Raw genomic sequence first — 23,575 nt, forward strand, 5'->3', positions numbered from 1 at the left:
TATAACGATATCGTGGAGCAGTGTTGTAAAGCCTGGAATATATTTATTCAGTGCAAGGATAGGGTAAAAAGTTTGTGTACACGAGACTGGGCTAATATGGGCAAAGTCTAATGCGGATTGGTATAAGCTAGCGGATGATCATTTTGATGTTGATGGCCGTATAATTGAGTTCTATCGGCATACTATATTGGGGGTGATATGAAAATATTAATCACTGGCGCCACCGGCTTTGTAGGCCAACAGTTAGTGGGCTCGCTCACACAGCATCAATTGGTGATATTAAGCCGCAATATTAGTGCCGCCAAAGCCAAATTGGGCGAGCAACATCAATACTGGTCAAGCCTGGCTGACAAAACCGACCTCAACGACATTGATGCGGTGATCAATTTAGCTGGCGAACCCATAGTTGCAAAACGTTGGTCTACTAAACAAAAGCAGCTTATTTGCAATAGCCGCTGGGATATTACCGCCGCCATTAGCCAGCTTATTCGCAACAGCAGTAACCCGCCTCATACCTTTATTAGCGGCTCAGCAATAGGTTATTACGGTGCTCAAAGTGCAACGCCTGTTGATGAAAAAAGCGGATTCCACGCCGAATTTGGCCACGATATTTGCCAAAAATGGGAAGACCTCGCCCTGCAAGCACAATCGCAACAAACCCGCGTGTGCATTACTCGCATAGGGATTGTATTGGGTAAAAATGGCGGCGCGTTAGCCAAAATGTTACCACCGTTTAAGCTCGGCGTTGGTGGTCCCATCGGTAAAGGCGATCAAGGCATGAGCTGGATCCACATCAGCGACTTGGTGGGCTTAATTAACTATTTACTCGAGCACCCACCCTTGCAAGGCGTGTTCAATGCCACGGCACCAAATCCGGTAAGTAATAAAGTATTTTCACAAACATTAGGCAAAGTGCTTAACCGCCCAGCGATTATCACCACGCCACCGTTAGCACTGAGACTGGCTATGGGTGAAATGTCACAGTTACTTATTGAAGGCCAATTTGTACTGCCCACCAATGCGATCAAAGCCGGTTATGAGTTCAACTATACCAATATTGAAGCGGCACTTACTGATGTGGTGAGTTAAAAGCGTGGTGAGTTGAATGCGTGGCGAATTAAATGGGATTGGTTTTTGGGTTGAGTTTTGCAGTGAGAGTGCAGTGAGTAAATAAATGCTGGACGGTGGTACAGCGGTAATTTAAGTTGTCACTTTTGTGCTTTGTCGTTATGGCTTAGGTCACTAATGCTTAACATCTCAAGGTTTCCCAGCGGGCATAACAAAACAATGTCCCATCTTTACAGCCATTCATCATATAGCCATGTCAATGATTGATAATTTTCAATAATAAAAACACTGACTGTTGCCACAATCAGTGTTTTTATATCTTTCAACTTATTAATTAGTGATAGAATTTTTTACCGTTAGTGTTGTGCTTTCAATCATTGCGATTTCAAGGTCGTTCCACTCATCACCATTAGCCACAAACCCATTAGCATCATTAAAATCATTGATGGTATCAGGGGTGTCACCTAGAGTAACTTTGTCTATATTTTGTCCCATTAAATATTGGACTGCATCATCAGAATCGGCACTTGAACTGATTAAGTTTATTTCTATTTTATCCACCGTACCTAATGTGAGCACATATTGAGAGTTATCGAGAAGTATGGGTGAAGTACTTACCGGCGCATAAATTGACTGATAAATAATATTGTTTGAATTATCAATCATGCGTACTTGGGTTCGTTGCAACTTATAACCTTCAGTATCGTAACTCTCATCGGTATCAACACGATAATAGGGCGTTGTACTGCCCTCTCTATAATAGCTCTCAAGCGTTGCTGAACTCATCTCACTTAATGAGGGTAATGTTAGATTTACATCTATATCAGAGTCGATTGACACAAATCCTTCGAAGTCCCAACCGGATTCATTTCCGCTAAAGTAGCCAGCCCAACGGTCATCTACAGTTTCAGTATCTGGCACTGTTAATACATTACTCGCGTATAGAGACTGCCAAAAATAAATCACATCGTTATGTTCTACAACAACGCTACTTTCATTAGGAGTAACTGAAGTTCCAGCATAGTTTTCAATACTCCAGTTCAAATAAACTAAATCATCATTAATTAAATCACCCGATGTCTCGTAATCATCGATATTATTTTCAACGTCGTATTCATAAATAAAACTAGAATCGAGAAAATTGTAATAACTTAATAGGTTCTTTTCCCCTGTCGCATCATCATAATCATCAAAAGCTGTCACTAATAAATCGCGAGTTGTGGAAAGAGGAGAAATGACAGGTATTCGTGAAGAAAAATCTTGCCCTGTCACAGAATCTATATCGTAACTCGTCTGATAATAGTTAACAGTACTGCTAGGTTGGTTTATGCTAATAGTTGCATAATCATTGGCAGCATCGTCTCTATAATCATCATTACCATCTACGCTATAGCAGCTATTACTTGTACTTTGTGTTTGACGAACATTAACAACTAAATCTGAAAGCAATGATTTACCCACACTAAACATATAAACATCAGCATAAGTACTTAATGAACCATCTACTTCCTCAAGAGAGACAAAACCATCATCAGGTACATCATTTGCGTTAATAACGACTTCACCATCACTAAACTCTGCGGACGAAAAGCTCTCAAAAATACTGCCGTCTGAGTTATGATAAAGAATATTATAGTCATCAGTGGCGACTACTGCAGTAATCACTTCATCATCATTAACAGTCGAATTAGCATAAATAGCGCAACCATCATCTACTGCTGTTTCTTCATCTATTGAAACGAGTTGTACAATTTGCCACGTATAATTTACCGGCGTACTTGAGCTGCTACTTGATGAGCCGCACCCTGAAAGTAAAACTGGAATGATCAGTGAAGCAACAATGGTTTTATTCATATCTGGAACCCTTAAATAATTAAATTATTGTTTAGTACAACATCCATATACAATCTAAAGCGGTATTTATTAGGTTATTATGTAAAATTTATGTTCAAAAAATTAACAAATAAACCATGAACACACTGTCAAAAAACTTATTATCTACATGAATATTCGAATAAATATCGAGCAAAAAAAACAGACTTATCATACTAGACTGCCATTTTTATGACATTTGTACTCAAATCATAGAAATGAAATGTATTTCAAACGTCTATAACACAAAACTTGAAGTGTTAATGACTAACAAAGCATTTTGTATGCCACATTTATTATCTGAATTCGGAGCTTAACAATTGTTAAAATATAAATAACATGCGATTTATAAGCCGCAGAGCAAAGATATATCAGGGCGAAATAACAAATATTTTTATAACTGCATTTGTTCAGTAACTTGTGGAAACGGCCAAAGTTAATGGACTAACAGTGAAGAGTAGACTTAATGAAACTGCGAGATAGGTTGCAACTCACCAAGACCGATACTATTCGATGTGCCGATAGCGCAGTCTTCTTCGCAGTATTAAATCCAATGAAAATAAAAAGAAGAAATGATGTTTAACAAAGCCCCTTAACGATTAAATAAGCCAGTTTGAGATTTCAACTGGTTTAATCAAACCGTTAAGGGATGGATAAAGTAGAAGTTAAAACTAATGACCGATACGATCCAGCTTTTGTATCAGCTCCATCTTTATATCTTGAGGAGTTTGGCTGTGCCAGTAACCACTTACATAGGCAAATAATGGCACCATAAACATCAGCGTAAACAGTAAGATCATCAATCCTCTTGCAGAAAGTTTAATGCCATTACGGGTGCTAAATTGCAGTGCCTCTTTTTTAGGGCAAGCTGACATACAACGCATACAGGCTTGGCATTCGTCTGAGTGGATATTTTTTTGAGTATGAACCGATATATTAGCAGGGCAAGCTCGGGTACATTTATCACAACTCATGCCTTTAGTTTCAATTAAGCAATGTTGTGTACTCCGGCGAATTTTAAACGGGCTAGCAAAGCTCACTATCCCTAACATCGCGCCGTAAGGGCAAATGTAGCGACAGAACCCTTGACGACGCCATGCTGCTAACGCAAATATGAAGCTGAAACCAATCAAGGCACCTATTGATGGCATCATAAAAAACACAGCCATTTTTAAGTCAGCGACTTTGTGGTAATTGCCTGTCAAGTAGTGAGGAAGCGTTGCGGTTGGCATTGAAATAACCAAATACATGAGTGCGGCTAATAATAAGTATTTAAGCATTCTCAGTGGCCAGTCTAACCATGCAGGAGGCAGAAGTTCAGCAGAGATAAAACGTTTTCTGAGTTTATAAAGGTATTCACCTGCTAAGCCTAATGGACAAGCCCAGCCACAAAAAGCGCGTTTGCAAATAAGCCCTGTTAATAACACCACACACAACATTACAACGGCCGCTGGATGATTTTGATCCCACAAACCTAACGTTAAAATGGCTTTAAGTTCAATACCGCCAGCAATGGGTAAAAAGGCATCACCTACATCTGGTCGCATTAACCAAGGTGTTTTTCCGGCATACAGCATTGCTGCATTAATGGCGTATTGCACGCCAACCAATAACATGGAAAGGGCAAAAAAATGTTGGCAAATCTCGCGTATTTTATTCGGCCTACCTTCAGCATTAGCAAAGGCAGGTTGGTATTGACCCAATGTGATAACAACGACGACGGCGCCAAACAAAATAAGTAATAACGGCCAGAAAAAACTGGCGATAGTCGCGCCGAGCAATAATGTCCCGCTGACCAATGCGCCCCATTTTTTCCCACCCCAGTACAATAAGCTGGTGCTATATACTAGGGCTAGCATTAAGGTGATTGATTCAATTGTACTCATAGAGGATCCCTATATTATTTTGTTTGCTGCCAATAATGGATAAAGGTTCTGCCTAAAGGCAATTGCAACCACAACACTCTGTTACAGTTGCCATTTTGTATCTTGTTGCCATGAGCCTGCAGTCAAGTCGATGATGATAAGAAATACGTTGCAGTTTACTTAGTTCAGTTAGTGTTATTATTCAACAACCCCTTAAGGTCATCTAATCTGTTGATAATAAAGTATTTCCTTCCGTCTCGACTTAAGTAGCCATTACGAATGAGGTTATTCATCAATGACGACGTGGTTTGGCGTGTCGTCCCAATCAGTAGTGAAATATCTTCCATGCTTAAATCGCATTCAAATCGGAGTCCTTCTGCCGTTTGTTCACCCGATGTTTGTCCCCATGACAGTACAAACTCGATTAATCGATACCTCGCATCATGAAATATTAGCCCCTCGATAAGATCTAACGTACTGCCTAATGCTTCACCTAAAATGCCTGTCATCACGATTGATAATTCAGGAAATTTAGCGATTTTATCGCGAAAAATATCAGCCCCAACAAGCATCAAGGTTGAATCCTTGCATGTCTCCAAAAATGCTCGAGTATGTGTGCTGAATATGTCGCCAGGCTCAAGAAAACAGAGGGTAAACTCACGCCCTTCATAAGAAAGATAAACGCGTACCCGGCCTGAATGCACAATAAACACTTCATTGTTTCCCATACTCGGGATGCTAAATAGTTGTCCTTTAGGAAAGCTTTTGCATCTGAATTCATCCAGAAACCCTTCGTATTGAGGTTCTCTAAGTTTCTCAATGATATTTATTCGTGACATTCTCATTTTCGATTGCATGTCGCGCTCTCCATAATATTTACGATAGAAATTGTTGTTAACGGTCTAATTAACGATTTTATGTTATTTATCAATAACTATTAAGCTGTTGATTCACAGGGCTAAACACCTTAAGTAACGCGAGCCTCATCGTGAATATTAACTTGATACCGACTCAGCGTTAAGCGCTTATTTTGAAATATTCATACCTGATATCAATAAGTTAGCGATTAAACATACAATTCTATTTTTTGTACAAAAATACATTGAACAATGCTATTAGCAATCAAAGATACACTTGACACCTTGCCCTTCATCATCACGAGTTATGCAATCCTAATTTTGATAATTTGGTACATACCATTTCATGCGTTCAGGTTAACCATCTCTATCGGCAATCATTTTAAGATAATCGTTTTTAAAACATTGAACATTCTTTAATGTCCAGATCTCGCCAAGTAGTGACAACAACACCTCAACCGACATTAAAATCGAATAATTAAGCATGTCATTAGCCGTTGTAATTGCTCGAGAGTGAATATGATTCGGGCCAAATTTAATTCAGATGGGAGGTTCGATCTGTCGCCTTGCTGACAGTAGAGCATCATTAAATTTCGTTGCATCGCTTTGCATTAACGATTCTCGCGATAAAAGAAGCCATTTCACACCGCTTTACTGTCAGCAAATTTTTTTGAGGTACAATTAACCAATTGAAAATAAAAGGTAAGATGATTTTGTCCTTGTTTTTTAAAAGAAGACCGTGTGTATATACGCAGTTTTAAAGTAATAAATATGAATTCGTATTTTTATGACGTAACGCACAGTTGCTAAAAAGCTCAGGTTACAAATACAACTTATGCAGGCTGTGGCAGGGGCATATTTCCAATCATTTCCGAGATACAGCGCAGATTAGTAACGAGCAGTTGCCCATGTTGTCAGCAACCAATGTGCTTTATGGGCGTAGGGGCACGACCGACGAACGTAATGACCTCAACCTAATGTTGAAAATGATAATAAGGATAATGGCTTAACGGAATACCGTGGAGGATTAATTTAACGCACTGAAATGAGTAGAGTTAAACAACTAGCAAAGGGGCTAAGGTCGCTTGCTGACTACAGAAAAGTTGCCAGATAACCATCACATCAAACAGCGCGTTTTCTCGAGCTGATATTTACATAATAAAGAGTCACTCTCAGCTGTTCGGGCTATTCTCCTACCAAAGTACACTTGGTATAAGGACGCGGCTTCGCGCGGCCTATCCTTATTAGTTATATGCTCTTAACACCAATAACCTCGCCCGACATTAAAACAGCAACGAAATTTTTTGAACCATACATTTTGTTGCCGTCTAGAAGAGGATCGTACTCAACAACGTAATACCAATACTCTTCTTTAGAAAAGCCAACGAGACAATGATACTTAACTAATTCTACACTTCTAATTTCGATGCCATCGAACTTAGGCAAATTATTTACAGCCCAATCTTGGACTATAGAATATGCTTTGTAGGTAGCTAAAGGTGGTGAAACCATTTCTTTAGGTGACCACGAACCAGCTTTTTTAACTTTGCTTCCAGGAACAATAAGACCATACTTTTCACCGCCATTAGTTGCAGTAGTTCTGGGAGTATGATCCTCACAAAATTCAGTATTCGCTTGCGCAAATAAAGGTAGTAAAATTAATAGAGAAACTATAAATTTAATCACAATTCTTCCTTGAGCATATAACGCCTGCATTTGCGGCGGTTTTGTAGCGAGGCACGAGCGGAAAAACCGTCCAAGCCACGCAGTGGCTGATGCAACATGCACTTGTTACATGTTGATGAGCGATGAGTCTTGCCATACATCCTCATAATCATCAGCGATTAAAAATCTATACCCTGTGGGCAATGCTAAATACTGCTCTATTTCAGGTAAGTATTCTTTTATATGGCTAACGTGTAACGGTTTAAAAAAATCGGGGTCTTGACTCAGTTCTTCACCGCACCAAATATACCAGCCACATGTTCCATTTTCTGCTTTATGACGCAGACCATTTATTGGAAGTTTACCTAGCGTCTCTACAGCAAGGCCAAGCTTCTCTATTTCAGAGCAAGGTATGAAGTCGGCCTTAAATTTTTCGCACACTTCCTTTTGACTAGACACGATATTCCTTAAGACATGTAACAGCTTATTGAAGGGCTTGCGCTGTAAAGCCAGTCCCTTAACTTATTGATTAATATCATCCTACATTTGCTATCTTATTGAAGTAAAGCAATTAATTGCCTCTAACAGACAAAAGCAAACCGTGCTTGCAGATAAAGTAGGCTTCGGTGTCACGGTAGCAAAAATTAAAGATAACAATATCAGATAATTACGATTTTTTATTTCTCAACAGTTACAACTAACGCACGATTTTCAATCATTTTTTATCATAAACTGATGGAAAATCATTATAACTGTACATAAAACCAGCACGTCCCATATAAAAATACTCAAGCTGATTGTATCGTTAACGCTTTTGATTTTTTCACATGTGCAACTGGTGGCTTGGGTTCAAATAAAGCTTGTTTGCAACGCTAAAGTACATTGTGTTTATGAGGGGCATTCGGGTCATGCTGCAACAACGGCCAAAGCTAATTACACCACGATGTTAGTGGTCGTAGGCAATAGACTAAATACCCAATAAGACAAAAATGAGCCAGCAATGCCCCCTCCAAACCCAATAGCCCTAAAAACACCTAAATAATAAAATCATAAACAGACTCAAACCAAATTATGAATAATATCGATGATGGGTTGGTAGCGTTTTGCCAACGGGCGGTGCTTCTTGTTGATTAAAAATAATGGCTCACTGACGCCCTGCTTTGGATCCTCTATACCATCGAGCTTGGCAATGCATATTTGGGCTTGCTGGGCAAAACTGTCTACGGCAAATTGTGGCAACACGGCAAAGGCTAAGCCTTTTGCTACTGGTACCAGTATCTGATTCAGCTGGTTAACATAACTTCTTATTGGCACTTGTTGTGCCATGGCTTGCTTGTCATTAAAGTAATGATTCACAATTTGTTGCCAATAATGCATACCATCGGGATGCGCTACCATGCCAAGTGCCATTAATTGTTCAAAGTTTAAGGTGGTTTCTTGATACTTTTTCGGCATCACAATACATAAAGCTTGCTGCCCAAGAGGTGTGAGTTCGAGCTCATCCATATGCACAGCTTGGGTGATAATGCCAAGCTCAACCTGGTTGGCTAACACATTGTCAATGATGCGCTTATTAGGCGCAGCTTCGAGTGAGATTTGTAATTGCTGGTGCGGCTGTTGGTAATCAATTAAATGCGGATAAAGTAATAACGCCAGCGAGCCAGAACATGCCACTCGGCACTCGCCAACATAAACATCATCAACAGCCAGTTGTGATAACAGTTGTTGCTGCTGTTGCTGCCAAAGTAAGGCTTGTTGATGTAGTTGAATGCCCGCTTCAGTCAGCTCAAAACGTTTTCCAACACGATATAACAATGCCACCCCCACTTGCTCTTCCAACTTTTTAATGTGTTGGCTCACCCCGGGTTGGGTCATAAACAGTTGTTCTGCGGTGTGGGTAAAGTGCCCGACTTCAACTAACTTAATAAAGGTGGTTAACCATTGCTGATTTAACATGCCAAACTCCAACGCTAAATGATGTCGATAGCATAACAGCTTTGATAATTTTAGATTATCGATAAGTCTATTTTTGATAAGTCTTTTATTGATACGTCTTTTATTGATAATTCTTGTATTGATAAGAAATGTTGAAAAACGAGTTTTATGTTGATGTTAGCTAAGAGCCGCTCCATCTTCGCTATTTACCGTGTAAAAAGAGCTGATCTCCTCTGCGGTTAAATAGCGCCACTGACCTTCAGGCACATCGAGTTCTACTGCACCAATACGTTGCCGATGCAGCGCTACCACTTTATTGCCCACGGCGGCAAACATGCGTTTAACCTGATGAAACTTACCTTCAGTGAGTGTAAGCAACACCTGTTGTGCTGAGATAATCTCTAACCTTGCAGGTAATGTTAAGCCCTTTTCGCCCTGTAATGCGATCCCATTGGCAAAGCGCTCGGCGACATCCTCTTTAATCGGTTTTGCCAAATTAACCCGATAAGTTTTATAACACGCGTATTTGGGCGAGGTGATATTAAATGTCCAACGGCCATCGTCGGTTATTAACACCAATCCTGTAGTATCAGCATCTAAGCGCCCGGCAATATGAAGCTCTGACGGCCGCTCAATATCCAGTAACGAGAATACCGATGGATGAACTCCATCGACGTTTGAACACAAGGTTTGCTGCGGCTTATGTAATAACAGATAACGAAAAGGACGCGGTACTAAGGTTTGCCCATTGAATTGCACCAGATTATTTTCATGCACTTGAGTGGCTTCATCGGTAACGGCAACGCCATTCACCGACACATTGGCTTGAGCGATACAGTCACTCACTTGCTGTTGCGTTAATTCGGTACTTTTACTGACAAAACGGTCAAGACGCATGTGATAGTGATACCCAGGATAATGATTTAAACCATCGTTAAACTATTTATAAACACGCTATAAACTAAGTCAGGCTGTTTAACGTATGTATTGGCAAACCCAATAACGACATCATACGCAATGCTTTCAGCGCAAGATACCTCAAGAATTATTGAAATGGCCTGGGAAGATCGTACGCCATTTGAAGCCATTGAACACTTATATAGCTTAAACGAATCTGCCGTCATCAAATTGATGCGCAGTACCATGAAACCAGGTAGCTTTAAACTGTGGCGAGCACGCGTTACAGGCCGAAAAACCAAACACCTTAAGTTACGACCTGAGGGAGTTGATCGTGGTTACTGCCCTACTCAATATAAGCCGCGATCTAAATAGCCTGAGTTCGGGATCTATGAAGTAAAAAACAAAAGGGAGATGACAATGCATCTCCCTTCGCTCATTTAGCGGTTATTGAGGTCAGTGTGTGCTAACCCGCTTTTAACATATCACTGCACGACTTATTCAATAATTGTCTGCAACGCCACACGCCGAGTATTGAAACAATGGCGGCGCCAGCCACAGGTGCGATTCCCCACCATGGCCAATGCATATACACAACCAACTCAAACACCTGAGTTTTAAGCATGTACAAGGCAAACTCAGCCACGATGACCGCTAACAAGCCAGCAATGGCACCCAGTAGGGCAAACTCAAAGCCGGTTGATGCCCGCAATAACCAACCCGATGCGCCAAAGGTGCGTAATACCGCTAACTCACGTTGACGAGTGGCCATACCGGCCTCCGTTTGGGCAATCAGCACTAGCGCACTGGCCAACAACACCAATGCTAAGACTAACGACAAAGACAAAGACACTTGCTCAATAATTTGCCTTAACTGCCCTACCATGGCGCCAACATCAATAATCGACACCGTCGGGAATTGCCTAATTAATTGCAACACCACCTGGTCTGCCGTTAATAGGCTGCCGTCTGCGGCCAATAGTTGATCATTAAGATGAAAACTGGCCATAGAGGTATACGCAAAAGGCTCAAGTGCTTTAGGGGTAAAAATCATATAAAAGTTTGGCTGTAAGGTTTCCCACTGTACCTGTCTAATACTGGCAACAGTGACCGACAAATCCTGGTTATCGATTCGATAAGTCAGTTTATCACCCAGTTTAAGTTCCAAACGCTCAGCCACACCAGATTCAACAGACACCTCATCGTCGGTTTGATTAAACTGACCCTCAAGCAATTTGTTATTGGGCGGCAAGGTATCACGATAAGTTAAGTTTAACTCACGAGAGATCCCCACTCGACCTTCTTCGCCATCTTCTGATTGGCGACGAGAAATTAACTCTTCATCATTAATGTGGGTTAAACGTCCACGCACAACCGGATATATATCGGTAGCTTTAATATGATTGAGGGTTAAAAAGTCATCGAGCGGTTTGCTGTCTTCAGGGGCAATGTTCACCAAAAAGTAATTAGGCGCATTTTCTGGTAACTGCTTTTGCCACTCGTTAAGCAAATCTTGTCTTAGTGCCAAGATAGTCAGCAACAACACCAAAGCACTGCTAAAACCGACTAATTGCACCGCATTTTGACGAGCGCGACGACGCAGCCCAGCCAAAGCAAGTTGCAATGGGTTGGTGGTTCTCATGCCAATGCCGTGACCGAGGCGGATCATCACAAACCCTAATAGGCTCAGTAACACGCCAAGTAACATGACCGCTAACACTACCGTCATGGTGAGTGCGAGGCTTTTAGAATACAAATAACCTAAAAGCGCCATCGCCGCTAAGCTGAGGAGCAAATGCAACCACATGCCGAGTTGTAAACCCTCAAGCTGACGTTGCAGCACCCGCAGTGGCGGGATCGCCAATAAACGCATTAACGGATAAGCCGAAAACATAAACGCACTGATTAACCCGGTACTGACACCGAGTAATACAGGGCGTAAGTAAGGCGGCGAATACGCAGCGATTTCGGGCGGTAAAAACGCCGTGATACCAAGATCGAGTAACAAGCCACCGATTAAACCAAGCGCAATACCCAATATGGTCACTAATGAAAGATGCAAACCAAATAACACGCGGATTTGTTTACCCGACGCGCCAAAGGTTTTTAGCATCGCGACCACATCATAATGGCGTTGACAATAACGCTGCGCCGCAATACCGATAGCCGCACACGCCAATGCAATACCCAATAAACTGGCCAGTAATAAAAAGCGCTCTGCACGCTGTACCGCTGAGGCAATAGGTGAATCGCCCGACTGCACATCAACCCAACGTTGGCTGTTATTGAGTAACGGTTTAGCTTGTTGCTCAAATGCGCTTAATTGCTCAGCATTACCGGTAAACTGGTACAGGTAAGTTACGCGGCTGCCCGGCTGAATAATCCCTGTTGCAGCAACATCATTTAGGTGAATAAGCAACACTGGTGATGAGGCAAACGGATTAAAACCGGCGTCGGGTAAGCGACTGATTTCTTCGGTTAGTGATAACTCACTGTTACCTAATTCAATGCTTTTAGGGTAATTAAGCAAGCCGCCTAAACGATTTTCATACCAGGCTTGGCCTGTTTGCGGTAACGCGCGCGTTGTGCCGGTGCTGAGCTCAATATCGCCTTTTAGTGGGTAACCATCACCCACTGCTTTTACGGTCACTAATTGAAATTTATCGCCAGAATACACCATAGAGTTAAATTGCATATTAGTGACATGGGCAAGGCCAATGTCGTCTGCAATGGTTAACACTTTAGGGTCTAACTCAACGGGTGAATCGATAATACGGTCGGCAGCAATAAAGTTAGCGGCTTCACCATTAATGGCCACTTGTAAACGCTCGCTAACCCGAGCAAGCCCAGTGACCGACAATACGGCTAGTGTTATCGCTAACACAATTAAAACTAATTGGCCTTGTGCAAGCTCACGCTTAAACAAACGCCAAGCAATGCGCCATTCCATTAGTTTGCCTCCACTAGTTGTGGATCAGATGCACTTTCGCGCTGGGTCGCTTCTGCTGCAGGCTCAGATAAATGACCGCTTTCCATCACTAACTGCCTTGCACAACGCTGGGCAAGGTGTAAGTCATGAGTAACCAGTACCAAAGTGGTGTCGCTTTCTTGGTTGAGGACAAATAACATGTCGGCAATTTTGTCGCCATTTACACTGTCTAAGTTACCGGTCGGCTCATCGGCAAACAGCACTTTAGGTTCACAAATAAATGCTCTGGCAATCGCAACACGTTGCTGCTCACCGCCCGATAATTGTTTCGGTAAGTGGTTTAAGCGATGCGACAAGCCAACACGTTCAAGCATCGCTTGCGCTTTTTGTTTCGCATCGGTAACGCCAGCAAGCTCAGCAGGCAACATCACGTTTTCTAACGCGGTTAAGGTGTCGACCAACATAAAGGATTGAAAAATAAAACTGACTTTTTGTTTACGCAGCGCTGCTTTTTGTTCTTCATTGAGTCCTGATAATGCCACCCCATCAAGGACAATTTCACCTGAAGTTGGTGTGTCTAATGCTGCTAATAATCCAAGCAAGGTTGATTTACCCGAACCCGACGGTCCAAGAATAGCAATACTGTCGCCCTGCTTGACTTCTATATTAATGCCGTTGAGGATAGACAACTCTCCCTCTTGGGTCACCACAGTTTTATTAAGGTTAGTTACCGTTATGGCACTGGTATTTAGAACGCTATTATTAGACATACAATCCTTCTTATTTTTGTCGCTTAAACGCATATTAGCAGCTGCATTTACGTTAATGTTGATGTGCGCGCCTACCTATGCTGCCACGGTTTTGATACTAGGCGATAGCCTAAGTGCAGGCTATGGCATGCCAGAAAACCAAGGCTGGGTGCAATTGCTGCGCGATGAACTGCCGCAACACACTATTGTTAACGGCTCTGTTAGTGGTGAAACAACCGCTGGAGGATTGCGCAGACTCCCGAATTTACTGGCCTCCAGCCAACCTGACCTAGTGGTTGTTGAGCTAGGTGGCAATGATGGCCTACGTGGTTTCCCACCAAACCAGCTGAAATCAAATCTTACAAAAATCATTACGCTAGCAGAAGATCAAGGCGCAAAAGTGTTATTAACTGAAATCATGGTGCCGCCTAATTATGGCCCTCGTTATAGCAAAATGTTCACTGAGGTCTATCATCAATTAGCTGGCGAATACGCTATCAACTTAGCGCCATTCTTTATGCAAGAGATTGCCGCCGATAAAAGCCTAATGCAACGCGATGGTATTCACCCTAATGAGCAGGCTCAAAGTAAAATTACGCAATGGATGCTCCCTTGGATCACTGAAGCGCTAGATAAGTAACTATTTAAATTTTATGACTTTCACAGCAAATGTTAAAAAGATTTTAATAAAATCAATAAAAGTCATATTAATTTCAGTTTCAATGTTTAAAATGGATGCCAGCAAGCAATTAAATAACGATAAACTTTAGACAACACTAGACAATTTAAGGAAATAATATGTCCGTCAGTCGTCAAAAAAAAGTATATTTACCTAGTGCGACCCGTAAAAACCAATACATCACGATCGGATTCCCATTAACCGACGAATACCTAAGCAAATACAGTAGTTTAGAAAATTGTTACGATGAATTCAGTAAATTAGTATACCAACTCGCTGAAAAACAAGAATTGTATAACGTTCATGTTGTGACTACCGATAAATTGCCTATGGTGCGCTTTCACAGTGAAGCTTACTCTTTAAGTTCAAACGAACAACTGCGTTTCTTTTATAACCCGGCCTATCATGAAGCAAACAGTTTGCACAGCACACCAGGTTTCAGGGCGCGTAAATTACGTATTGTCTTTTTAGCCACAGGTGCAGATTTACGCAGTAATGCGGCCGGTTTTCATAATAAAGTGAAGCAATTTATTGCTGAACTTGCGCCGCTGTTACCTGTTCAAGATGTACCAATTAAAATTCGTGACCATCAGCATATTTCTTATGACTTTTTTGCCAAAGCAAAGGGCTTAAAAGAAACATACGGTTATAAACTGCGCGCGGTAGACAGCCGTTATCAGCGTCGTCACTGCGAGCTACCAGAAAACGTCAGTACCTTAAACTACGTCACCATCAACATTCCTGTTGACCGCCGGATTAAAAAGCAATTACTGGCCAATGACAACGTCGATTTTGATTCGATTTATCAAAATGTGTATGACAAATTTGTCGACGCAACCAAAAGTAAGCAATTAAAACGTGTTGCAATGGTCGCCAATGGTAAGTTGCCGCTGGTGCGTAACAGTAAATACGAACAGCTCACCAGCACAGATGAGTTTCAGATGATTGGTTTTGACCCTCACGCTCAATCTCCAGATCCTATTGGCCACTGGGACAGCAGTAAATTAGTCGATGTGTTCCGTTTTGTGATTGTTGCGGGCAAGAGTGATGAAACAGATGAAGGTTACGGACGCTTTATGAACCAGGTAGAAGATGCACTGCGAGTTTTCACTCAAGCATTTGATATCGATAAAGAACATGTCGATGTGACTTTACGCTTCCACCAGCACATCAGTTATAAAGCTCAATAATAATGGCATCATTATGATGCTGACCTAAAACAAAAACGACAGCCTAGGCTGTCGTTTTTATGAGTACCAATATTACACCGATTGATTACGCTCAATGAGCTTGTTCATCACGGCATTAACAGATAACGATGCACCATGAGCTATTTTATCTGCCAGCTTCTTCTTCATTTGATATCTGATTTTGATCACTTGATGGCTGCTAGCTAGATTTAAAATCACATCATCGCTAGTCGAAATCTCATCAATCAACCCTAAATCAATGGCTTGTTGGCCATACCAATGTTCGCCTGTTGCCACTTTACTAATGTCCATTTCAGGACGGTAGCGGCCAACAAACTCTTTAAACAACACATGTGTCTCTTCAAGTTCTTGCTGAAACTTAGCACGGCCTTCATCGGTATTTTCACCAAAAATGGTTAATGTGCGCTTAAAGTCGCCCGCAGTATGTTGCTCATAATCAATATCGTGCTTTTTGAGCAAACGGTTAAAGTTTGGCACTTGCGCCACAACCCCAATAGAGCCAACAATAGCAAACGGCGCGGCATACACTTTATTTGCCACACAGGCCATCATATAGCCACCACTGGCAGCGACTTTATCAATACATATAGACAACGGAATATTCGCTTGGCGAAGACGGTCTAATTGGCTTGATGCTAAACCATAACCATGCACCATACCGCCACCACTTTCTACATTCACCAACACTTGGTCGTCTTTATCGGCGATAGTTAAAATAGCGGTGACTTCTTCACGCAGCGATGCCACTTCACTGGCATCAATGCTGCCTTTAAAGTCGATAACAAAGACTTTTCCTTTGGTGACATCTGATTTTTCAGCCGCTTTCTCATCTGCCTTAACTTGCTTTTCATAGGCTTTAAATTGCTTTTTAGAGAGCAATTCTTCTTTTAATTGATGCTTTAGCTGAATGAGTTCATCTGAAATATCAGTGAGTCGTAATTCACCTTTGTCAGCTTTATTTTTTATGTTACTGGCAAGTACCAATACCACGACGGCCAATATCGCGACTACGATTGTGACGGCTTTTGCTAAAAATAAGCCGTATTCATATAAAAATTCCAAATCTCGCTCCATATAGGGAAAACTAACTCATGCTATTTTATCAGTATTTATCGATTAATAGAGAATAAAAAACCCAGCATTTGCTGGGTTTTGAATGAATACTGTCACTAAATAGTAAGTATTAGTTACAGCCTTGGATTACATCGCTGTTTGATACTGCAATCGTTGCTTGTCCAGCACCGGCAGTCATTGCAAAACCAGCGACTTGAGATTGCATTTCTGCTGTTGCTGCTGCAGCCATACCGTCGGTAACGCCTTCAACTTCACTCGGGCTCACAATAGAACTGTGATGACCTTTAGAGAAGCGCACCGCACCAGAACCCGGCGTTGTTGCATCAACACAATCTAAACCTATGGCGGTAATTAATGGCTCAGTACCTGACAGTGGGAAACCGTCAACACTGTTCGGTAACGTTTGGTCAGGTAAGTTACCTGCGCCATCACCTGCAATTTCAATTAAATGCACTGGCACTTCTGTCGCAGCTAACATACTTGCATGGTTAAGTGGGTCGGCTGAATCAACCGCGGTTTGCACTGCCAGCGCAAACGATGGAATAAACCCAGCATAAACCGCTTGCACTAATGCTTCATATTCAGCGCTGCCAACTTCATAACCTGCAGTATTTGCCTCAGCAACTAACTCAGCAAATGTGTCAGATGCGGTTACGTTTGCAAACAGTTGTGGACCAAATGCCGCAGAACCGGCGAACGCACCCGCTAAACCACCCGCTGGAGCCACTAACGAGCTTGCGTTAATTGCATAGGCATTTGGTAAGCTTTCGCCTGATGTTGGGTCAACTAAGCCTGTGCTTGCATAAGTTGAGAACGTGGTACCCACAATCGCACCTAAGCTCAAACCTTGAGCGCTAATTTTTGACACATCAAACACTTGAGGTTGCTCTGCAGCCGCTAATTGCCCTGCCATACCCTGTAACAATAAGCGCAATGCTAAATGATCAAGTGTTGCTTGGCGGAAGTTATCACGTACCGTTAATGAACTGGCAATGTTTACAAACACAAGCGGATTACCGTTAGCGTAAGCTTCTGGTTGCCCCACTAAAGCACCATAGCTTGGCGCTGTTGCAGAAATCTCATAAGCACCGCCATTACCGATTTCAAATGAACGCTCACCATGCAGTGGCATATCCATTGAAATAGTGGCAACGCCTGCCGCTGCATAAGTGCCCGCGTAAGCCAGGTTCATTTCTTTACCGCCGCCAAGACCATGCATGGTAATGGTCGTTGGCCAACCATTGGTAGGAGGAACAAACGTGCCACCTTGAGCAGTCGTAAATGCTGCTAACTTGGCTGCATTAGGCAAGGTAATTTGTACTGGGATTGTTTCATAACTCTGAATCGCAGGAATTGGATTTAAGCGAGTTAAATGCTTAGAAATATCAGCCGATGTGCCATCGTCAAGCAACCATTGCTTACCCGCAAGTAATGTTGGATTGGTTAGCGCGGCTTGTGCGTCAACGCCTTGCTCAGTAGCCTGGGCAAAGAAGTTTTCCTGGCTTAATGTGCCAGCCTGTAGTGCTAATAGAACTGATACTGGGCTGTCACCTTGAGCAAACCAACGGCCGTTAGGTGCGGTTGCTGCACCGTCAACCACAGGAATCACACAACTACTTGATGAACAGTCACCATAAAATGGCAGTTTAATTTCGGCTGTATACACATCGGCCATATCAGCAAGGGTATAAGCTAAGCCGCTGTCAGAGGTTAATCCTAATGCTTGCGCTGCGGTATAACCTGCTGGCGTTGGCGTTTGTACAAATTCAGGCATATACGCTTCACTTGAGGCCATAAGTAATTTAGCGGTCTCATACACGTTTGCTACTGATTGCGTGGTAAATAGACCAGAAAAAATTATGCCTTCAGCGTCAACACCGTGCTCTGCAGCCACACCTTTCTCGTAACTATTCACTAGGCCTTGCAACTGTAATTGTGCTGCGGTTTCTAGTGGTTTAGTTTCAATATCTAACTTAAGTAAGTTATAGGTCGTCGATGCTGCAACGCTGCGGCCTAAAGAGTCTTGAATTAAGTCGGTAGCAACGTATAAATAAGATTGAATAGGTTTTAACGGTTTAAGCGGCACAATAACCACGTTATCACCCGATACTGTGGTGACAAAATCAACTCCAAAAGTTAACTCTTCGCCCACTTTACATGCCGATACAGATGCCATTGAAGTACATTCAGGATCGGTAGACAGTGATCCACCCACGGTGGCTTCAAATACGCGTATCGCACCTGGTTGGGAGACTGATGTGGCATCAAGTGTTAATACATTGCCTTGAAGGTCAGTTGCTAGCTCCATTGTTATTGAAATTGGTGAGCTAGTTGACCAACCATCTAAACCGCCAAGGGCGATTGAAGGATCGGTGTAATCGACGCCGGTTTCACCGGGCATCTCAAGGGTGCCATCAAGGGTACCACTAAACAGTAAATCGTTTGGTACAGGAAGCAATCCGTTTGCTGGATCAAATTGAACATGCGACACAGGCACCAAAGGTTCGGCTTTTTCTTTTGCTTCGTTAAAACTATCGCCACCACATGCCGTTAAACCGAGAGCAGATGTTATTGCAACACCCAAAATGAGTCTTTTCATCTTTTTTCCCCAAATCTTGTTTTAATAATTTTGTTTTCCCCAAGAATTGGTCACAATAGTCCTATCATGCGACCAAAAGGACTTATGTTAGTCCTTAACTATTCTCAAGTTAACGCAAAATTATAGAGTTAGCTACAAGTTTGTTACATACAAATGACGTATTCGCATACAATTATCAATCATTTGTTTCAAACGGTCGTTTAAATTATAGTCGATTCTAGATTTGACGGGCGATTGCGCTCAGAGGAAATAATCAATCATGTTGGAATATCAAGCGGTAAAAGATTCACTCAATAACAAAACTATCTTGGTTACAGGTGCAGGTGCCGGCATTGGTCGCACCGCCGCAATTGAATATGCTAAGCATGGCGCTACGGTCATTTTGTTAGGCAAAACGGTTAAAAAGCTTGAGACCGTATATGATGAAATCGTTAATGCCGGTTACCCAATGCCTGCCATTGTGCCGCTTGACCTAAAAGGCGCGACTGAACAAAACTATATTGATATGGCTGAAACCATTGCTGAACAGTTTGGCCACCTTGACGGTCTTTTGCATAATGCATCAGAACTTGGTGCGCTAGGGCCATTTGAGCACATTGATTTAGCTTCATTAGACGCCATCATGAAAGTCAACGTCACCGCTCAAGCTATTATGACTAAAGCCTTGTTGCCGATTATGCGCAAAGCTCCTAATGCCTCAATCATCTTTACCTCTAGTAGCGTTGGCCGTAAAGGACGTGCATATTGGGGGCCTTATGCATTTTCTAAATTTGCTACCGAAGGCATGATGCAAGTACTTGCCGATGAGTGTGATGGTACTTCTGTGAGAGTCAATACCATTAATCCAGGCGCAACCCGTACTGAAATGCGTGCAAAAGCTTACCCAGGTGAAGATCCACAGACATTAAAAACGGCACAAGAAATTATGCCAACGTACCTGTTTTTAATGACTAATGAATCCATTAATACCAATGGTCAGGCGCTTAACGCTCAATAATCTTTACGCTAATAAAAAACGGAAGCCAAGGCTTCCGTTTTTATTAGCCGATTAGCGCAGGCTAAAATTTGATGGTTTTGGCATTTTGACTCACCAGTTTTTCTCCCACACCTTTAACCATGGTCAATTGTTGTAAGTTTTTAAACTTACCATTTTTAGCACGGTAATCGACAATCGCTTGTGCTTTGGCTTTGCCAATCCCCTTGAGCGACTGCAACTCAGTCACGCTAGCCTTATTCACATTGATGTTTTGTACTTTGGTGGATTGTTTCTCAACGGCTTTGGTTGTTTTTTTGGATACTTCGGCAACCGATTTGGTTTTAGTTGAGTCTGCAGCAAAAGATGAGGTGCTAAAAAAACAACATAAGCACATGAATACTGCAGTTAATGTTAATGATGACTTCATTAGAGTCTCCTTGTTTCGTATTTTGCTGGTGTCGGTCCTATTTTTTACGACATAGTCCATAATCCAGCGCGAAGATTCAGAACGCTATTCCGTTTCCGAATCGGAGACTAACTCTAGTCAACAACCCTCAATTGTACATAAAAAACACAATTCGCTAATATTAACGCTTCACTTTGTCCTCAGACTTTGCTTTTTTACTGGCCATTATTGATGAGGTAAACTGAGTTAACTCACCCAATAAATGCTGATGCACCTGAGTTAATTTAGGTTTGTTGTTTGAGGTAAACGCAATGGGACGGCATAAATTCATGGCCTGATACCCTAGCCTAGCGGTTAATAAGCCGCCACCAAGACCTTGAGCGATGCGAGTTGATAGTTTGCCGGTCATTTCTACTGACAATAACTGGGTTCCCAAATCGGTAATTACTTCAGTGCTACCTGCATAGATGACATTAACAATGATACTGCGAATAAGTTTAATCCGGCTCCAATAACCTAACTCAATGCCATAAATAGCAGCCACTTCATTGATCATTTTTTGATTGCGCCACAAAATAATCGCCATATCCAGCGCTGCCAAAGGACTTGCAGCCAAGAGTAATGCCGATTCAGCAGCAAATCGATTGACCCTTTTTTTCGCTAATAAATCACGTTCACTCAAAACAATCTTGTCAAACAGCATCACCATTTCGGCATCATTGTGTTCTTTATTGCTGGCCTGAATATACTGTTGTTTTGCTTCTGAATTGGGATATTTCGCCAAAATTGGCGAAATAAACTTATTGGCTTCGCCCATTTGCATACTTTGCGACAATCGCTCTGCCCTTGCCTGATGATCAGCGACTTTTTTTAGATTGGCTAACTTGCGCCATTCTTTAATCACACCGACCCCAGCCCATAAGCTCACAATGCCTAACACTGTGGCATAAAAACCAAATAACCAGGGGCTTTGATTAAATGATTCCATTAACCCTAATGCTGTTTGTACCACAGCTAAAAGCCCTACACTGATTAGCGATAACACCGCTAGTTTTGACCAACGTTTAGGTTTGCTGGGCGCAATACTGTCGCTAATAGACTCGGGTAATTCCGCTAAGGTTTGCTCACACACAAACTCAACCTCACTGAAAGATTGAGTGGGTTTGATTGTCTCTGCTGATTGATTGGCTTGTGGCTCATCGATAAGATCGGTGTCATTAAAGACTTGCGATTTTTTTAGCCCTGAAGCGTTATTTGCCTGATTCATAAAAGATACTCACACTCATGCCACTAGGTTAATTTGTCGCCTAATAAAAACTCTAAAAGATGGTCAAGACGTATATGCTCAAACTTAGGATGAGCTTCATTTAAATGACTGATATTAGGTGGTAAAAATGAATTAAAATTAAATCCCTGTTGCTGCCAAAATGCGGTATCTGGCAAGGTTGTCGGCACATCTCCCGGATAAACGGTAATTTGCTTACCCTCTAAGCCCGTACCTTTAACCACCTCTTGCTGACCATTGTCGGTATTGACCATGCCGTGCTGCGTCGCCTTAATCGCACTGATGGCCATGGTTTCCACTTCACTGCCTTCAAAATTGGCGTAATGCTGACTTTGCTGCAGCATGGCCGTTAATAAACTCAACACATGGCTTTGCTGATCTCGTGTCACCCGGTCTACCTGGCTCGCGGCAAATAATACTTTGTCGATACGGGGTGAAAACAACCGCTTAATCAAGCTCGACTGACCAAACTGAAAGCTTTCCATAATGCTATTTAATGCACGCCCCATATCATTAAATTGTGCTTGGCCATGATTTAACGCATTTAAGCAATCCACCAGCACTAACTGACGGTCAAAACGTGAAAAATAATCGCGATAAAATGGCTTAACCACCTGAGAGACATACTGCTCATAACGGCGCTTTAATACGTGATAATTAGAGTCATTAGGGCTTGCTGCCAACTCTGAATGGTTTAATGGGCTCAGTGACAATAACGGAAAAAAAGCCAGTAATGGCGTGTTTTCATACTCGCCGGGTAACAGCATACGCCCTGGCTGAGCATGATAAAATCCTTGCTCTCGAACTAAATCAACCAGCAGAGCTTGGTACAAATCGGCTAGGTACTTTAGTTGTTGTTCGTCTGCAACTTGGGCTAAATCTAAGTTGTTAATCGCTTGAGTGAACGCCTCATAACAAGGTGATTGACTTAAGCTGGCAACATTTTGCTGCTGTGAAAGACACCAATGAGTAAAGTCATGTTTGAGCATCGGCAAATCGAGCAGCCACTCACCAGGATAATCAACAATATCGACATACAAAGTGGCGGTGTCTGTTAATTTGGCCAAGATGCCTTGTTGCGGCTGGTATTTGATGGCTAAACGTAATTCGGTGATCGTGCGAGTCGATGCAGGCCATTTAGGCGGTGATGAATTTAATGCATTCATTGAGCCTTGATAGTCAAAACTGGCAATGTCTAAGTCGGGTTGCATTGCCCGCTGCACGCCAATTAATCGGCCTTCTCTGGCAACTTGCCATAATGGTAATGGATTGTGCTTATTGCCTTTACCGGCATGTAATAATTGATTCACTAGACCACTGATGAATGCGGTTTTTCCTGCGCCAGATAAACCTGTAACCGCCAATCTAACGTGGCGATCGGTACTACGGTGTACAAGAGATTGTGCAGTTTGGCTGACTTTGAACAAGGAACGATCTAAAAATTTCATGGTGGCTGACAGCTCCTAAATCTAGGTTAATCATAAAACTAGGGCGGTAAACCGCCCATT

At 42.2% G+C, this 23,575-nt stretch carries 19 protein-coding genes and 1 pseudogene; 6 read left to right on the forward strand and 14 right to left on the reverse strand.

Going from position 1 to position 23,575, the window contains the following annotated elements:
* Window positions 1-198 precede the first annotated feature (198 nt).
* Window positions 199-1,089: a TIGR01777 family oxidoreductase gene (locus IEY48_RS08130; protein WP_188919132.1), complete on the forward strand. Its 891-nt coding sequence runs from the start codon at window positions 199-201 to the stop codon at window positions 1,087-1,089.
* A 309-nt stretch (window positions 1,090-1,398) separates the two neighbouring features.
* On the opposite strand, the gene IEY48_RS08135 is transcribed toward IEY48_RS08130, so the two are convergent.
* The 3 genes from IEY48_RS08135 to IEY48_RS08145 form a co-directional block, all read right to left on the reverse strand.
* Complete coding sequence (locus tag IEY48_RS08135) at window positions 1,399-2,922, reverse strand: hypothetical protein (protein ID WP_188919134.1); 1,524 nt, start codon at window positions 2,920-2,922, stop codon at window positions 1,399-1,401.
* 689 nt (window positions 2,923-3,611) lie between these two features.
* Window positions 3,612-4,826: a 4Fe-4S binding protein gene (locus IEY48_RS08140; RefSeq protein ID WP_188919136.1), complete on the reverse strand. Its 1,215-nt coding sequence runs from the start codon at window positions 4,824-4,826 to the stop codon at window positions 3,612-3,614.
* Window positions 4,827-4,990: 164 nt separating this feature from the next.
* Window positions 4,991-5,662: a Crp/Fnr family transcriptional regulator gene (locus tag IEY48_RS08145; RefSeq protein ID WP_188919138.1), complete on the reverse strand. Its 672-nt coding sequence runs from the start codon at window positions 5,660-5,662 to the stop codon at window positions 4,991-4,993.
* A gap of 805 nt (window positions 5,663-6,467) precedes the next feature.
* Between IEY48_RS08145 and IEY48_RS20660 the strand changes: the two are divergent.
* Window positions 6,468-6,640: pseudogene (locus IEY48_RS20660) on the forward strand (IS91 family transposase); the annotation flags it as partial.
* 270 nt (window positions 6,641-6,910) lie between these two features.
* Here the strand turns inward: IEY48_RS20660 and IEY48_RS08150 are convergent.
* From IEY48_RS08150 to IEY48_RS08165, 4 genes are all read right to left on the reverse strand, one after another.
* Window positions 6,911-7,348: a hypothetical protein gene (locus IEY48_RS08150; protein ID WP_188919140.1), complete on the reverse strand. Its 438-nt coding sequence runs from the start codon at window positions 7,346-7,348 to the stop codon at window positions 6,911-6,913.
* 105 nt (window positions 7,349-7,453) lie between these two features.
* Entirely contained in the window at window positions 7,454-7,786 is a 333-nt protein-coding gene (locus IEY48_RS08155; protein ID WP_188919141.1) for an immunity protein Imm33 domain-containing protein, read from the reverse strand.
* Between the two features lie 600 nt (window positions 7,787-8,386).
* Window positions 8,387-9,283 carry a LysR family transcriptional regulator gene (locus IEY48_RS08160; protein WP_188919143.1) on the reverse strand — a complete coding sequence of 299 codons (897 nt, stop codon included), beginning with the start codon at window positions 9,281-9,283 and terminating at the stop codon, window positions 8,387-8,389.
* Between the two features lie 156 nt (window positions 9,284-9,439).
* Entirely contained in the window at window positions 9,440-10,159 is a 720-nt protein-coding gene (locus IEY48_RS08165; protein ID WP_188919145.1) for a pseudouridine synthase, read from the reverse strand.
* 120 nt (window positions 10,160-10,279) lie between these two features.
* Here IEY48_RS08165 and IEY48_RS08170 point away from each other — a divergent pair, with 120 nt between their 5' ends.
* Entirely contained in the window at window positions 10,280-10,534 is a 255-nt protein-coding gene (locus IEY48_RS08170) for a TIGR03643 family protein (protein ID WP_188919147.1), read from the forward strand.
* Window positions 10,535-10,625: 91 nt separating this feature from the next.
* Here IEY48_RS08170 and IEY48_RS08175 read toward each other — a convergent pair whose 3' ends face one another.
* Both IEY48_RS08175 and IEY48_RS08180 read right to left on the reverse strand, forming a co-directional pair.
* Entirely contained in the window at window positions 10,626-13,109 is a 2,484-nt protein-coding gene (locus tag IEY48_RS08175) for an ABC transporter permease (protein ID WP_188919149.1), read from the reverse strand.
* Window positions 13,109-13,858, reverse strand: coding sequence for an ABC transporter ATP-binding protein (locus IEY48_RS08180; protein WP_188919151.1), 750 nt, complete (start codon window positions 13,856-13,858; stop codon window positions 13,109-13,111). Before IEY48_RS08180 ends, IEY48_RS08175 begins: the two co-directional genes overlap by 1 nt.
* A 61-nt stretch (window positions 13,859-13,919) precedes the next feature.
* Here IEY48_RS08180 and IEY48_RS08185 point away from each other — a divergent pair, with 61 nt between their 5' ends.
* The gene (locus IEY48_RS08185) at window positions 13,920-14,477 is read left to right on the forward strand and encodes an arylesterase (protein WP_188919264.1); all 558 of its coding nucleotides are present in this window, start codon (window positions 13,920-13,922) and stop codon (window positions 14,475-14,477) included.
* A 158-nt stretch (window positions 14,478-14,635) separates the two neighbouring features.
* The gene (locus tag IEY48_RS08190) at window positions 14,636-15,706 is read left to right on the forward strand and encodes a DUF3083 family protein (RefSeq protein WP_188919153.1); all 1,071 of its coding nucleotides are present in this window, start codon (window positions 14,636-14,638) and stop codon (window positions 15,704-15,706) included.
* A 72-nt stretch (window positions 15,707-15,778) separates the two neighbouring features.
* Here the strand turns inward: IEY48_RS08190 and sohB are convergent, their stop codons facing one another.
* Both sohB and IEY48_RS08200 read right to left on the reverse strand, forming a co-directional pair.
* Window positions 15,779-16,789 carry a protease SohB gene (sohB, locus tag IEY48_RS08195; protein ID WP_188919155.1) on the reverse strand — a complete coding sequence of 337 codons (1,011 nt, stop codon included), beginning with the start codon at window positions 16,787-16,789 and terminating at the stop codon, window positions 15,779-15,781.
* 121 nt (window positions 16,790-16,910) lie between these two features.
* Entirely contained in the window at window positions 16,911-19,400 is a 2,490-nt protein-coding gene (locus IEY48_RS08200; protein ID WP_188919157.1) for a VolA/Pla-1 family phospholipase, read from the reverse strand.
* A 259-nt stretch (window positions 19,401-19,659) separates the two neighbouring features.
* Here IEY48_RS08200 and IEY48_RS08205 point away from each other — a divergent pair, with 259 nt between their 5' ends.
* Window positions 19,660-20,397 (forward strand): YciK family oxidoreductase, encoded by a 738-nt coding sequence (locus IEY48_RS08205; protein ID WP_188919159.1) that lies wholly within the window; start codon window positions 19,660-19,662, stop codon window positions 20,395-20,397.
* Window positions 20,398-20,458: 61 nt separating this feature from the next.
* Here IEY48_RS08205 and IEY48_RS08210 read toward each other — a convergent pair whose 3' ends face one another.
* From IEY48_RS08210 to IEY48_RS08220, 3 genes are all read right to left on the reverse strand, one after another.
* Window positions 20,459-20,803 (reverse strand): ComEA family DNA-binding protein, encoded by a 345-nt coding sequence (locus IEY48_RS08210; RefSeq protein WP_188919161.1) that lies wholly within the window; start codon window positions 20,801-20,803, stop codon window positions 20,459-20,461.
* A gap of 160 nt (window positions 20,804-20,963) precedes the next feature.
* Window positions 20,964-22,049 (reverse strand): TIGR01620 family protein, encoded by a 1,086-nt coding sequence (locus tag IEY48_RS08215; protein ID WP_188919163.1) that lies wholly within the window; start codon window positions 22,047-22,049, stop codon window positions 20,964-20,966.
* A gap of 23 nt (window positions 22,050-22,072) precedes the next feature.
* Window positions 22,073-23,515 carry a YcjX family GTP-binding protein gene (locus IEY48_RS08220; protein WP_188919165.1) on the reverse strand — a complete coding sequence of 481 codons (1,443 nt, stop codon included), beginning with the start codon at window positions 23,513-23,515 and terminating at the stop codon, window positions 22,073-22,075.
* Between the last annotated feature and the right edge of the window lie 60 nt (window positions 23,516-23,575).

This window comes from Shewanella saliphila (assembly GCF_014648295.1).
Lineage (GTDB): Bacteria > Pseudomonadota > Gammaproteobacteria > Enterobacterales > Shewanellaceae > Shewanella > Shewanella saliphila.